The following is a 14,404-nucleotide window of genomic DNA, read 5'->3' as shown; positions in this document are numbered from 1 at the left end:
TACACCACAATTAGATAAAAACAAGACTCCAGTCACATTTATTTTGTAATTAACTTTCAGTTTGATTTTCGTGGATTTCTTGAAATGAGCGTCTATCGCTTAGGTTGTTGGTATGTTTTTCCCGCTGCGACGTACGTATCTTTCTGTTTGATTTCAAAGAATGTTTCAAAGAACCACGCAGCAAACTTGATCAAGTGATCGCCTTCATTCATGACGTGCTCTACGTATTCTTGCTCTTCTCCGGACTCATCTTCTTGAGTGGTAATATGGTAAATACGTTTCTCACCATCAACTTCTGCAAGGCCAAACTGACCCGTTAGGGATTGCGCCGCTTGTGCAACTTCTTCTTCCTCACACGCCTTCAAGATTTCAAGTGCCTTTGGCATGCTTTCTTGCTGAGTAATTTCTTTTACCAGTGTTTCAAATTCGTTTTGTTGCATTCTTTCACCTAACGATTAGAGATCGGATAGCCATTGGGCAGAAATGTATTCCAAGCTTGAGAGAAGTATCAAGGTTCGCCCTCTTCCTTTCAAACCAAGTCATTCAGTATACACAACAGGCCTAGCTTAATTTAGCTGCGCATTTTAGAAAGCCGACCTTCTGGTTGCAAGTATATTCAGATGGAAGTTTCTGCTTGAACCGTCCCTTCTGGCACTTTACGAAATTGGCTTAGTACAAGAACAAAGCAAGAAAGTAACGCAATAAACAAATAAAACACCCCAAGCTGCTGCTGATTCGTAACCCATGAGTCTACTAAGTACCCACCAAACAAACCTGCTAAACACATTTGAATAGAGCCAGATAACGCAGAAACCGCGCCTGCCTGTTGCTTATGTGGCGAAAGTAGCAAACTGATCGATACTGGGAATGACATGCCTTGGGCAAAACTTAAACACGTGAATGCCGTCAGCAATGAAAATACACTGAAGGGGGTAACCAACAACATGAAGCCAGCAACAGCAACAATCGCGAAACTCATCAGCAAGATTTGCTGAGCTTTGTAACGAGCATTGATCAAATTCAGCACTAAGCTACCCGTCAGCAAACCAACTGACGGTATGATCATCAAAGAGCCGTAATCTGCCGCCGTTAATCCTAACTCTTGTTGCATTAAAAATGGATACAAGGAGAGCGTAACCAGAGCCGATAAATAACTAAGCCAGTTGTAGCTCGCACTACCAATCACTTGTGTATTCGTTAACAGACGCAAATAGTTCGCGCTTACTTCGCCTACTTTAAATTTTCTCTTCGGATAAGGCAGCGTTTCTGGCAGCACCAATAAACCAAGTGTAAAAATTGCCATTAAGTAAATCAGCACAAACACGAAGACAGCATGCCAACTCAGGTGAAAAGCGATCCAGCCACCAAACAGCGGAGCAATAATTGGCATCACTGAAGCAGTGACTGAAATATAAGATAGCGCTTTGGTTAGTTGCATACCGTCATAACTATCACGCAGTACTGACCGACCAAGTACCGAAGCGCTGCCCGCTCCTAGGCCTTGCAGTAACCGTCCCGCTTCAAGGGCAACAATGTTGTCCGAAAACGCGATGCAAATAACCGTACCAACTAAATATACACTTTGCCCCAGAATAAACACCGGCCGACGACCAATCGCATCAGACAATGGGCCGTAAAAAAGCTGAGAGATACCGAAGCCAACGAGAAATAGCGTGACGAGATTCTGAATCGAATGTTGCGGCAAATTCAAGTCATGACCAATCAATGGCAAAGAAGGAAGATAAATACTAACGCCAACTTGGCCTGTGGCAATGATCATCATCGCTAATAACAATGGTGTTTTACGCAAACGTTCCTCCTACTTTGTGACAGATTGATGGCAAACAGTGTATATTTGATACTCAAAGATGATAATCAGCTAAGTTGGAAAGGAATTAATTCCCAAGGAGATACAATGGACTGGATTCAAAGCGTGAAGAGTTATATTCGTGTGGTCGAAGAAGGTAGCTTTAATGCCGCAGCGCGGAAACTCAATACCACCAGCTCAGCTATCAGTAAGCGAGTTCAATGGCTAGAAGATAAAATTGGCGTTCAACTACTCAAACGTACGACCCGCTCAATTAGCCAAACTGAAGCTGGTGCTCTGTTTTATCAACGAGCAAAAAGTCAGCTTGATTCATGGCAATCGGTATTAGATGAAACTCGCTCAGTCAACCAATCACCAGCGGGGCTATTAAAGATTGGGGCAACGTTGGCCGTTGGTTCTAAATTTCTAGTTCATTATCTTGATGATTTTCTTGATAAATATCCAGACATCACACTTCAATTAACAACAACGCTACCAGGTCAATTGCCAGAGCTAAGCTTAGACCTGTTTATTAGCCGGGAATTAGAGCAACTGAACTCTCTGAGTTTCAAAGCCACTGCGCTTTTCGAACATAAAGCCCAGTTTTACGCTGCGCCTAGTTACCTAAAAAAATACGGCACCCCACAATGCGTTGAGGATCTGACAGAGCATAATGTCCTGATTTGGGGAGAAAAACCCTCACGAGAAATCAAAACAAATCGAGGCAAACGTATCAGCTTGTCCGGTAACTTTGCCACGACCAACCCAGAAGCGCTGTTTCATGGTGCCAAAAGAGGCATGGGTATTTTGATGACGAACAACGTCATGATCAAAGATGACCTCAAATCCGGCGCGTTAGTCCCTATCCTGCCCGATATCACAGCGGATAAAGCCACTGTATATGCCTACTATCCAAAGCTGGATTATCAGCATACCCGAACTAAGCTATTCCTCGATTATCTCAAATCACGATTAGAAGAGGAGAAGCGCGCCTAGCTTAGCGTTTTTATCGCTATAGCTTTAAAAGGTTCAAGCATAAAAACATGAAAATAATGATTTGTTCGTTCACAAAATTTGAAAAATCTGCCTTAGTAACCGATAGTTTATTTGATGCATATCAAATAATAATTCGTCGTGTCTTACACGATATGTAAATAACAACGCTAGGTGAAATGCTCAATGGGTCAGGTACAAATCAGTTTCCACAAAATTGATGAGATATTGAAGCTAAACGGCACGGCTCAGCTAAACCGAGTCACGCTAGATATTCATCAACACTTGCAGAGCCATTGCACTTGCGTTGTAGAAGTTGCGCATCTTCAGCATTCGGCTCATACCATTTCCTTCGCCAGCAATGGAAAAATTACAGACAACCTAAGCTACCACCTTTCAGGCACCCCCTGTGAAAAAGTGGCGAAAGACATTGGCGAACATATTTTCTATCAAGACCAGGTATACAAGCGTTTTCCTGAAGATCAGATGTTTCAAGAAGATGGCATTCAAGCTTACATTGGCCTGCCATTGAAGACACAAAATGGCGAAGTTCTGGGAATTTTACTGTCTACCTTTACCCGAAGCATCCACGCGAAAGAAGCGCAAGATATCCTCGACTTCCACCGATTTTATGCCAATGTCATTATTCATAGCTTACGTGAAAAGTGGGTCAGTGAACGTTCAGATAAGCTTCTTAATCAGCTTAGCTATGAGGTATCGCATGATAACCTAACTGGACTGCTCAACCGTAGCTGTTTAGCTGATACCTTGGAGACATTAACGCAGCAGGCGACTCGCCCATTCAGTTTGGCGTATCTTGATATCGATAATTTCAAATCGATCAATGATATCAACGGAAACTATATCGGCGACCAAATCATTAAGTTCACAGCTAACGCCATTCAACAGAGCTTGTCGTCGCCAAACAATGCGTTCCGTGTTGCAGGAGATGAATTCGCCTTCATCACGTACGACGAAGATCCTGTCGCCGTGTGTCAGGAAGTACTCGACAAAATTGAAAGCGGCTACAGCGACAAATCTAACCGGATTTCTTTCACCGTTAGTATTGGTATTGCACGTGCCCCAGTACATATGTTGAACAGCGATGAGCTGATTTTGAATGCCAGTCTCGCTCTCAAAGATTGTAAAAAACACCGCGATACACGGATTCAGCATTACGACACACACCTTAGTGCTTTATACCACCGTAGGACGCAGCTTATTGAGGCAATGCGAATCCAGCTAAGTACTGATATACAAGACAGCGATGAGTTGTATGTAGTGGTTCAACCGATCGTCGATATCACGAGCGACCGCTGGAATTACTTTGAAATTTTGACTCGTTGGAATAGCAATATCTATGGAAATATCTCTCCAGCGGAGTTCATTGAAGCTGCCGAACAATCAGGCCTGATTATCGAGTTAGGTGAACGGATTATTGAACTCGCGTGTATCGCAAAGCAAGAACTCGAAGCGAACCTAGGCTATAAAGTCAAACTCTCCATCAATTGCTCAGCGTATGAGCTGGTTGATTCCAACCGTTATATTAATCACTTAACCAACATGGTTGAAAAGTATCAGCACGAAGCAAAAGACTTTGTTATAGAGCTCACCGAGACCGTCTTACTCTCACAAAGTGGCCGTGAACAGATGGTACTTAACTCGTTGCGATACTTGGGTTTTAAAGTCGCACTGGATGATTTTGGTACGGGATACTCAAGCTTGAACTATATACACAATTATCCAATTGATAGCATCAAAATCGATGCTACCTTTGTGCAGAACATGCTCTCAAATACAACCTCTGAACAAGTAGTGTTTTTGATAGCGCAATTGGCAGAGCTGCTTGATGTGGATTTGATTGCCGAAGGCGTAGAAGACGATAGAGCACTACAAAAGTTAATTGAAATGGGCTGCCACTACATCCAAGGTTATTTTTACTCTCGTCCACACAGTGTTGAAGAAATCGTACACCTGATAAATGAACGTGAAGTGCGGAGTGCCTAACGTACTGAACAGACTGCTGTCATAGAATTCAAATCTAGTTAATGCACAAAGTAAAAGAGACCAAGCTATGCTTAGTCTCTTTTTGTTTTTTAAGCGAAGTACTTTATTACAGCACTGCTTTCTCTTTATCGCGTAATAGTCTATCCATTTCATCTCTGTTCGCGACAAAAGTAGCCATCTCTTTCTTAGGAACAGAACTCGCCATTGGGATATTTGCTCGCATAGCGTTAACTGGACGGCCGTATTCAATCAACTCATAGTGAAGGTGTGGCCCAGTCACTCGACCTGTTTTACCAGAAAGACCGATACGCTGGCCTCGAGAAACCTTTTGCCCTTTCTTCACCAAAATCTTACTTAGGTGTAAGTAACGGGTTTTGTATTTGCTGCCGTGCTCAACAACCACGTAGTTACCCGCATAGGGGTGTTTACGAGTCATGATCACTGTACCATCACCAGTAGAAACGACTGGTGTACCGGTTGGTACAGCAAAGTCAGTGCCGTTGTGCGGCGCAACACGCCCCGTTACTGGATGTAAACGATTAGGGTTGAAGCCAGAACTGATACGCCAACGGCTACTTACAGGGTAACGCTGGAATGCGCGCTGTAAGCTTTCACCTTTGGCATTGTAGAATTGACCATCAGTATGAAGGTAAGCGGTGATCTCGCGGCCGCGATTATAAATCTTAATCGCCTCAATTTCGTTCTTACCTGTTGGTACACCATTGATGCTTTGTGAGCGACGAACAACTTCAAATCGATCACCTGCACGAAGGTCACGTCCAAAGTTAAGTTGTTCTTTGAGTAAGCTTACGACTTGACTCACTTCCGCCGACGTTAAACCTAAACGACTCGCAGAAGAAGAAAAACTGCCTTGAATAACGCCAACTAAAGGCTCTTGGCTCCACACGCCAGGAATGGAAATATCAGTAAAGTCATAGCTACCATCACTATTCAGCTTGTAGACCACTTTATCTGCAATAGAAAATTGCAGTTCCATTTTCGCTAACTCGCCTGTCGCATCATCACGCCAGAAACGGAGCGTATTGCCCGGCTTAAGTGTATCAAGTGCCAAGTAGTTCAAATCCGTTTCCATTACTTTCATTAACGAGCTGTAACCGAAACCGAGCTGACTAAAAATAGTGCTTAGGTTGTCACCTGCTTGGATTTGATATTCGAAGTTCGGGGGAGTGACAACTTCGGCAGTTGTCGCATCAAGAATTTTTTCAACGACCTGAGATTCAGGTAGGTTCAATGCGATGGTTTTGGTTAAAGATGACTCTTTGAGAGAGTGAGAAACACCAATCGCAACTAAAACTGGCAAGGAGTATAACAGCAGCGCTCTACGACTTGTCAGATTCGGCAACCGTCTTGTAATTTCATTTGTAGACACGGGAATTACTATCTCCTTTCAAACAAGGCTCATAGCTTATGCATTCCCGAATAAGAAATCACTAGGAAATTTCGAGATCTAGCGCAGAAAATACTGAATTTTTACAGAACTCAAAAAAAATTCATCACTGTTGCATATGTAAGTTATTCCCTACACGCTGTAATGTGGATGAATTGAATTGATTTGGCGTGTCTGCCATTGCTTGATCGTCACCGTGCGCTAAATATGAAAGCGTGATAGTTGTATCACTTTTCCATTCGAGCTGAGTAAATTTCACGCGGTCACCAACAAAAATACTGTCTAAAAGTACAACTCGGCTCGGCACGGGGTCAAACTTGAACAAGCCAACATAGTTAAACGAACCGCTACCTTGTGTCGTTACAATCATCGGTGCAACAACCCATGAAACACCTTCAATCTCACGCTGACTAATCGACGCAGTTGGGACAAGTACCTGACCTTTCGTCGCACCTGCATCATAGTCACCTATCAAATAGCCGTTTTCTTTATCCCACTCATCAAGAAAAGTGACCGCACCCTGCTCGGGGACTTGGATCGTCCAAGGATTACGTGCAGTGATACCAAGCGTCTCTTGCACAATAACGTTAGTTTCTACTTCTGTTTGAGGAAACTTAGCCATGATCTCGTCATCAGACAAACTAAAACGATAAACACCCGCGATCACAACCACAACTAATAAAACGATTGGAATAAGTAGAATAAGTGGTATCGGCAGGATTTTTTTGTGAGTCATGAAAGCTTCCTTGTTTCAAGGTATAAACGAAAAGCGAGTATACCATTGTATACCCAAATGATTTCACCTCTTCAAGTGTTTCAAAATTAAACTAAACTGATTATATCCAAATAGTTTCAAGTCCAGAGCTCATAACGAGCTAGTGACACAAGCTCTGTGCTCTAGGTCTATTGGTGTATTGGGACAAATAGGTAATCACGATGACAAAAACCATTCATACATGCGAGTGCGCCTGCGGTTTAGTTGAGATCCGTTGTAAGGGAGAGCCCACCCACACGTCTGTCTGCCATTGCTTCGAATGCCAAAAACGAACTGGCAGTGTTTTTGGGGTACAAGCTCGCTTTGAAAAAGAGCACGTCACTTTAAACGGTGAAGTCACTAGCTATACCCGAATTGGCGATGATGGCAGTGAGGTTCAGTATGACTTTTGTCCATCCTGCGGCACGACAATGAGGTTGTTCGTTGCTGCATACCCAGAAATCATGATCATTCCCGTCGGTCTATTTACCGATAAAGAGTTCCACCAACCTACCGTTTCAGTCTATGAACAAATGAAACACGGGTGGGTGAGTTTCGAATGCACAACGGAACACATCTGCTAGCGGGCAATCCACGTTCACATATTTACTTTGGCTCGGACAAACACCCTATAAGTGAGATTTTTTTGAGAATGATCAATCGAGTTTTACTGTAAAGGGTTTCGTAACTCGGTGTGAGCGTTATAATCGGCTCCTAATATTTGGTGGGGGTTTATTGTGATTTCCAGACTTCCTCGTTGGGTGGAATATGGCGCGTTTCTACTAGCTCTTCTCGCGGGCTGCGTCAACGCCGTTGGTCTTCTCGGCTTTCAACACCAAGCGATAACTCATCTTTCGGGAACCGTAACTCAGCTAGGGAACAGCTTGCTAACAGGTGTGGATAGCTCCATTCACCTGCTCTTCATCGTATTTAGCTTTTTGATTGGCGCTGCCTTTAGCGGCTTTTTTATTGAAAGCAGTGCGTTAAAGCTAGGACGAAGATATGGTGTTGCACTGTGCATAGAAGGAAGCTTGCTCTTACTCAGCTTGGGCTTTTTGGTGCAAGGGGATTTGTACGGCCAATATCTAGCATCAGCAGCATGTGGATTACAAAACGCAATGATCACCACGTTTAGCGGCGCAGTAGTCAGAACCACACATATGACCGGAATCATCACCGATCTAGGGATTATGATTGGAGAGAGCTTGAGAGGTCGTCAATTTGACCGACGTAAAGCAAAATTATTCCTATTCATTTTCTTTGGCTTTTTGTTTGGCGGCGTCGCGGGAGCGGCTCTATTTACGGTATATGGTTTATATACGCTGGTTTTCCCAGCAATATTGGCTTTTTCTACAGCTCTGATTTACTGGAGTTACCTATACATACTTAGCCGTCAACAAAAAGCATAAAATTTCGATCCGATTGAAGCGACATACTTCAATCGGATTTGGCTCAATAGGTTCACACTGCAACGGTACAAGAAACGCTGAACGGCATTTTGACACTGCTAAAAACCTTAGAATAGATAAGGCTAACTGAATTTCTGGCTAAGAAGTTAGTCAGATCAAAATCACATTTGTTTACCATTTTATTATTCCAGTCACAATGCGCCCCATAATTCACTGCGCAATTCGCCTCTCGTGCTACAATTTTCTAACACACGCAACATATTCGCATACACTTAGACGTTATTTGACCAATTACCCGACAAATCGGCTGAATAACTAGATGTATTTAATGAATAGTATTGCAATGGATGCAGTTTGCGGGTACCCTCCGCAAAACTGTGATTAAATACGGATGTTTAGTGAATATTTATGTCATGGAAATGGCAAGTATTGACTAGTAGTAACACGAGACAACTATGCATAACACCACTAATGCTACTGAAGCTCCTAAGGGCAACTTTTGGATGTTTTTCATCCCTTCCCTAATTGGTCTTCTACTCTTTATGGCTCCGATCTCTTACGATGGCGGCCTAACCATTCCCGTTGCAGTGATGGCAAAAGTCATCCCAGCGGTGTTAGGCGATACCTTGATTGCTATCGTCACCAGTATCATCGCTTTCATGGCCGTTGCTTCTGTTCTTTGCAAAATTTTTAAGCCAGCTGCAATTTTACGTAATGGTTTTTTAAACGGTCTCTTCAACCCATCTCCACTTTGGCTCGTTGTTCGTTTAATCGGCGGCGCTGCCGTGTTAATGACGTTTTTCCAAGTGGGTCCAAAAGCAATTTGGGAAGAGAACACTGGCGGGCTTGTTCTTACTGGTCTCCTACCTACTCTGTTTGCCGTTTTCATTTTCGCGGGTTTACTGCTTCCGCTTCTTTTGAACTTCGGTCTTCTGGAGCTATTTGGTGCGTTACTCAGTAAAATAATGCGTCCGGTATTCAACCTACCTGGCCGCAGTGCAATTGACTGTATGGCATCTTGGTTAGGCGACGGAAGTGTTGGTATCTTGCTAACCAGCAAGCAATACGAAAATAAGTTCTATACTCAGCGTGAAGCGGCTGTTGTCGGGACCACTTTCTCAGCAGTATCGATCACGTTTAGCTTAGTTGTTATCGCTCAGGTAAAACTAGAGCACTTATTTTTGCCTTTCTACGGCGCTATCTGTCTAGCTGGTATCGTAGCTGCGATTGTCATTCCTCGCCTGCCTCCGCTTAGTCTGAAGAAAGATCGCTACATTGACGGCAGCAACCCTGATAAAGACGCAGATGCAGTGCCAGAAGGCCACACCACATTCTCTTGGGGTATGGATCTAGCTCTTAAGCGTGCTGGTCAAGTCACATCGGTTCAGTCTGTATTTAAAGAAGGCGTACACAACGCAGTCGACATGGTATTTGGCGTATTACCTGTAGTGATGGGTCTTGGTACCGTTGCATTGGTGATTGCAGAATACACACCTGTATTTGCAATTCTGGGTCAACCGTTTATCCCATACCTAGAGCTACTGCAAGTCCCTGAAGCTGTTGCAGCATCACAGACAATCGTTGTTGGCTTTGCGGATATGTTTATTCCAGCAATTTTAGCGGCCTCAATCGATAACGAAATGACACGTTTTGTTATTGCAGCAATGTCAGTAACTCAGCTTATCTACATGTCGGAAGTAGGTGCCCTACTGTTAGGCAGCAAAATTCCAGTAAACATTGTAGAGCTCTTCGTAATTTTCATTTTACGTACGTTAATCACGTTACCTGTGATTGCTGGCGTTGCTCATCTTATTTTCTAAAATCGAGACGTCAATTAACAAAGGCTCCGCATCGTCGGGGCCTTTTTTATACCTAAAACTCCGTCCACATTAGGCTTTTAGTAAAAAGCTCATAATTTACAAAGACAAAACTTCAACAAAACACCTGTCAGCACCAACAAAATTTTCATCACCTCACCTGTAAAGCCAGTTAATGCCACTGTTTGTTAAGCAATTCTTTTCATTATGACGATTTCATTAATTGAGCTCGCAAACATGATCACACTCACAAGTTTTAACGTAAATTGTCGGTTTGTTTAAATTTAGTTAAAAAAGACGACAAATGAGTTCATGTTTTTGACAAAGATGTCGATAAAAATATAACCAAACACAATAGGTTTCTCTTTACGCCCAATTCGCTCGGTTTAAAAGAGGCGAAAGCAAAGTGGAACCAACCGGGAGAATCAGAGGAAAGCTCATGAAATTCAGACATAAGGTTGTCACAGCCTCTTCATTTTTGCTGCTAATTACCGTGTCGTTATTGTCGACACAACAAGTTATGACCATCCGCTCCCAAACTCAGGAGCAAATCGACTCAAGTGTAAACGAGATATTGACCAGTGTTGGTAACACTGTGCAATCAGAAATGAATGCAAAGAAGGATCTCGCTCGCTCCATTACTGAAGTGATTGAGCTTGATCCCAGTTCACATAGCTATGTTCAAAACATACTTGAAAGACCGACGCCAAAAAGCAGCTTCCTTGCCATCGGTTTTGGTTATGAAAGTAATGGCTTTGTGATTGAAAATGACGACGGCTGGGATGCGGGTCCAGACTACGACCCACGTCAGCGTCCTTGGTTTATTGCAGCTAAGAGCAAAGGCGATTTGGTCGTAACCGATCCGTACGTCGATGCGTCTTCGAGAAACGTTATCATCTCTGTTGGTACGCCAGTAAAAGAAAATGGCCAGTTTTTAGCCGGTATGTTTTATGACCTCGAATTAACTACCCTTTCTGATCTGGTCAACCAAGTGAATCTGTTTGATGCTGGTTACTTATTTCTGATCACCGCTGATGGCACAACCATTGCTCACCCTCAAAGTAAGTATAACGGCGAGAAAGTCGGTAGCTACCTCCCGCAAATCGAACTTACGCAATCAGCACAACATGTTGAGATTGATGGCAACCGCTACATGGTTAACCTGACTCACATTCCTGGCGAGAACTGGTACGTAGGTTCGGTGATCGATGAAGCTGTTGCCTATTCTGCCGTAGGAGAGCTTCGTAACAACGCTATTATTTATTCAATCATTGCCGTGATTGCATCTATTATCGCCCTAACTCTGTTGATTCGCACTCTCATGCGTCCTTTGGACACGCTAAACAATGCGATTAAAGATGTAGCATCAGGGAAAGGCGACCTTACACAACGCCTCGAAACAGATACTGACCAAGAGTTTTCTGAGCTTGCCACAAACTTCAATACGTTCATGGAGAACTTACAACAGCAAATCATTGAGTCGAAACGTATTTCTGATCAAATTTTAAACGGAACTCAAATCACCGCTGAGGGCGCAAAAGACTCGGCAGGCGCAATTCACACTCAGCTGCAAGAGCTAGAACAACTTGCTACCGCGATGCATGAGATGTCTGTCACCGCGACAGAGGTTGCTAATAATGCGCAAGGTGCGGCAAGTGCAGCTAAAGAAGCCGACCAAGCAACGGTTGAGGGGTCTTCTATCGTTGGTGAATCGACACAAACGATAAACATGCTTTCCGATAGCATTGACCTTGCAGTCGAAGAAGTACAAGTGTTGGAATCTGCTACCGCCAATATCGAAACGATTCTAAAAGTCATCAACGATATTGCGGACCAAACAAACTTACTCGCGTTGAATGCCGCAATCGAGGCTGCACGTGCGGGAGAATCTGGCCGAGGCTTCGCCGTTGTTGCAGATGAAGTACGTACACTGGCACAACGTACTCAAGAGTCGACAACAGAGATTCGTACTATGATTGAGCAACTACAATCTGGCGCTTCATCTGTGGCAAATGCCATGCATCAAAGCAAAGGTAGTGCTATAGAGGCCGTTGAAAAAGCGGGTTTAGCAAATAGTGCGTTACAACGCATTCGTGACGCGATTCAGCGTATTTCCGATATGAACTTGCAAATTGCCTCAGCAGCGGAAGAGCAAAGCCTTGTCGCTGAAGAGATCAACAACAATACGGTGAATATTAAAGACCTATCGACTCAAGTCGCCGAATCGGCAAATCGAACCAACGACGCGATGCAGGCGCAACAAGAAGATGTACATAAACAAGATCAAATCTTAAATAGATTTACTGTCTAACACTCATCTAAGCAAAAACAGCGAGCACCGGCTCGCTGTTTTTGTTTTTAACCCTCAACCCTAGTATTGGTCGATGTTACATGTGCCATGTTGTTGCTATTAAGCTCAACATTACAAGAACGCCGACTATGTGCCCTTTCAAGTTTAATTGAACTCGACATGGATATAGCGATCATTAGAACGGCGATAATAACGGTCGTCCACTTTTAGATAAGTGAAATCTCCAATCTTTATGTAGGTACTATTCCGAGGAATTCGGTCATGGTAATAGTAACTGCGCCTTGGTCGTCTGGTCTCCACATAAATAACGTCACGATGTTTGTGTTTATGCTTGTGCTTGCGCTTGTGTTTATGATGGTGGTGATGAGCATGATGGTGATCGTACCGATGTCCATGCTTATGCTTCGGGTCAGCCACCGCTTCTGTACTCAACACACCTAAAGACAACATAACGCCAACCATGGCAAAAGATAATTGCTTTGACACAACAGAGCCTCTTATTCATATCAACATCGATATAATAGAAGGGTGAATCACTGTACATGTCAGCCTTTCGCTAAGGAGTTTTACTAAAAAGTCAGCGCTAACCGTGATTATCAGAGAAACGTCAAACATCACAAATGCTGATGACTTCGAGTGGCCTGGGTTCGGCTATGAATACAAAAAAGCCGCCCGTTTGACTACGAGCGGCTCAGTTTTTAAATAAGCTAGCGTGATTTTATACTGCTTGGGCAAACAGCAAGAAACAGCCGAATAGGAAGATCATGCTCATTCCCATTGCGCCGCCACCAGCTTCATAAATATTGTCATCTTCTACCGGCACTCGGCGCACTTTCATGGTCATTGATAATGGGACAAAGACCGCGAGAAACACAAGAATAATCCCCGCGTAGCTGAGAATAGCTAGGAAGTGTTCTGGCGCAAATACAGCACCTAATAGTGGTAGCACAAAAGTAGTAACAAAAATCACTGGCTTACTTGCTTTCAGTAGGTCTGCATTTTGATCATATAGCGCCATTGCAACACCTAAGAACGACGTTAGCAGTGCCAAACCAGTAAACATGGATAGGATGAACTCTAAGCCCTCGTATTGCTGACCTAGTACCGAGATCAACTCTGTTACGTTGGAGTATTGAACAAGCTCATGAGGTGGTAGATTGCCGACAACCGCTAACAACCATAATAGGTAACAAACAAGCGGAATAGTTGAGCCCACGATAATCATATTACGCAGCTGTGTTTTACTCGCTTCTTTGTTGTAAGTTACAAGCGATGGGATCACGACCATAAAACCGAAACTGGTGAAAAGCACCGAACTGGTTTTGATAAGTGCCATTTTATCGTCGCTCACAACCTCATCAAGTCCTTCAAACGAGACGCTTGGTGCAAGCGCAAAAAGTGTCAGGATCAGCGCTACGATCATGCCTAAGAACAAACCGCGATTCAGCTTATCTACTACCCCTGTACCTGCCGAAACAATGATACCAACTAAAAGAGTAAAACCGACTTGGCTTGAGATCGTAGATGTTGGAAGCCCAATTGAGGCTGTTACTTTTTGTACCAGATCACCCGCACCAATGATGTAAGCCATTAATAGACAAACTAACAGGGCGTAAAGCAAGCTGTTGGTTACCAACTGGCCTCCTTTACCAAGCGTTTCGCGAGCAATTGCATTCATGCTCACACCACCACCTACTTTGCAACTGGCTTCAAGAAGGAGCAGCGCAGCATAAGTCGTTCCAGCCCAGATGAACAACATAAGAAGAGTGCCCCAAAGGAGGCCAAATTGAGCAAGCACCATTGGTATAGCAAGCATACCAGCGCCAAGAGCAGTACCTGCAACGATCAGGGAGCTGCCGACAAGTTTTAGGTTCACGGTTAATACCTCTAAATTCAAT

Annotated in this window: 12 protein-coding genes; 6 read left to right on the top strand and 6 right to left on the bottom strand. The window is 43.6% G+C overall.

Going from position 1 to position 14,404, the window contains the following annotated elements; translation table 11 throughout:
* Nucleotides 1-92: 92 nt before the first annotated feature.
* On the bottom strand, nucleotides 93-440 hold the full coding sequence (locus R8N49_RS00815) for a hypothetical protein (RefSeq protein WP_005375501.1): 348 nt from the start codon (nucleotides 438-440) through the stop codon (nucleotides 93-95).
* Nucleotides 441-616: 176 nt separating this feature from the next.
* Nucleotides 617-1,810 (bottom strand): multidrug effflux MFS transporter, encoded by a 1,194-nt coding sequence (locus tag R8N49_RS00810; RefSeq protein WP_017821607.1) that lies wholly within the window; start codon nucleotides 1,808-1,810, stop codon nucleotides 617-619.
* A 105-nt stretch (nucleotides 1,811-1,915) separates the two neighbouring features.
* On the opposite strand from R8N49_RS00810, the gene R8N49_RS00805 reads away from it, so the two are divergent.
* Together R8N49_RS00805 and R8N49_RS00800 are read left to right on the top strand one after the other, a co-directional pair.
* Nucleotides 1,916-2,803 (top strand): LysR family transcriptional regulator, encoded by an 888-nt coding sequence (locus tag R8N49_RS00805; RefSeq protein WP_025768470.1) that lies wholly within the window; start codon nucleotides 1,916-1,918, stop codon nucleotides 2,801-2,803.
* A gap of 183 nt (nucleotides 2,804-2,986) precedes the next feature.
* Nucleotides 2,987-4,807, top strand: coding sequence for a putative bifunctional diguanylate cyclase/phosphodiesterase (locus R8N49_RS00800; protein ID WP_005375494.1), 1,821 nt, complete (start codon nucleotides 2,987-2,989; stop codon nucleotides 4,805-4,807).
* A 106-nt stretch (nucleotides 4,808-4,913) separates the two neighbouring features.
* Here the strand turns inward: R8N49_RS00800 and R8N49_RS00795 are convergent, their stop codons facing one another.
* Together R8N49_RS00795 and R8N49_RS00790 are read right to left on the bottom strand one after the other, a co-directional pair.
* Nucleotides 4,914-6,197, bottom strand: coding sequence for a peptidoglycan DD-metalloendopeptidase family protein (locus R8N49_RS00795; RefSeq protein WP_025768471.1), 1,284 nt, complete (start codon nucleotides 6,195-6,197; stop codon nucleotides 4,914-4,916).
* A 124-nt stretch (nucleotides 6,198-6,321) separates the two neighbouring features.
* Entirely contained in the window at nucleotides 6,322-6,951 is a 630-nt protein-coding gene (locus R8N49_RS00790; RefSeq protein ID WP_017635850.1) for a hypothetical protein, read from the bottom strand.
* Between the two features lie 200 nt (nucleotides 6,952-7,151).
* Here R8N49_RS00790 and R8N49_RS00785 point away from each other — a divergent pair, with 200 nt between their 5' ends.
* The 4 genes from R8N49_RS00785 (at nucleotide 7,152) to R8N49_RS00770 (ending at nucleotide 12,506) form a co-directional block, all read left to right on the top strand.
* A complete protein-coding gene (locus R8N49_RS00785) occupies nucleotides 7,152-7,553 on the top strand; it encodes a GFA family protein (protein WP_025768472.1) in 402 nt (133 codons plus the stop codon).
* 153 nt (nucleotides 7,554-7,706) lie between these two features.
* The gene (locus R8N49_RS00780) at nucleotides 7,707-8,378 is read left to right on the top strand and encodes a YoaK family protein (RefSeq protein WP_005375484.1); all 672 of its coding nucleotides are present in this window, start codon (nucleotides 7,707-7,709) and stop codon (nucleotides 8,376-8,378) included.
* Between the two features lie 455 nt (nucleotides 8,379-8,833).
* The gene (locus R8N49_RS00775) at nucleotides 8,834-10,198 is read left to right on the top strand and encodes a YjiH family protein (RefSeq protein ID WP_005385171.1); all 1,365 of its coding nucleotides are present in this window, start codon (nucleotides 8,834-8,836) and stop codon (nucleotides 10,196-10,198) included.
* Between the two features lie 436 nt (nucleotides 10,199-10,634).
* Complete coding sequence (locus tag R8N49_RS00770) at nucleotides 10,635-12,506, top strand: methyl-accepting chemotaxis protein (protein ID WP_318189849.1); 1,872 nt, start codon at nucleotides 10,635-10,637, stop codon at nucleotides 12,504-12,506.
* 144 nt (nucleotides 12,507-12,650) lie between these two features.
* Here the strand turns inward: R8N49_RS00770 and R8N49_RS00765 are convergent, their stop codons facing one another.
* Complete coding sequence (locus tag R8N49_RS00765) at nucleotides 12,651-12,992, bottom strand: hypothetical protein (RefSeq protein WP_080276968.1); 342 nt, start codon at nucleotides 12,990-12,992, stop codon at nucleotides 12,651-12,653.
* Nucleotides 12,993-13,224: 232 nt separating this feature from the next.
* Complete coding sequence (locus tag R8N49_RS00760; RefSeq protein ID WP_005375474.1) at nucleotides 13,225-14,382, bottom strand: amino acid permease; 1,158 nt, start codon at nucleotides 14,380-14,382, stop codon at nucleotides 13,225-13,227.
* Nucleotides 14,383-14,404 lie beyond the last annotated feature (22 nt).

Source organism: Vibrio sp. 1978, assembly GCF_033344345.1.
The sequence above is the reverse complement of the archived record's forward strand: the minus strand, read 5'-3'. Positions and strand labels throughout refer to the sequence as shown.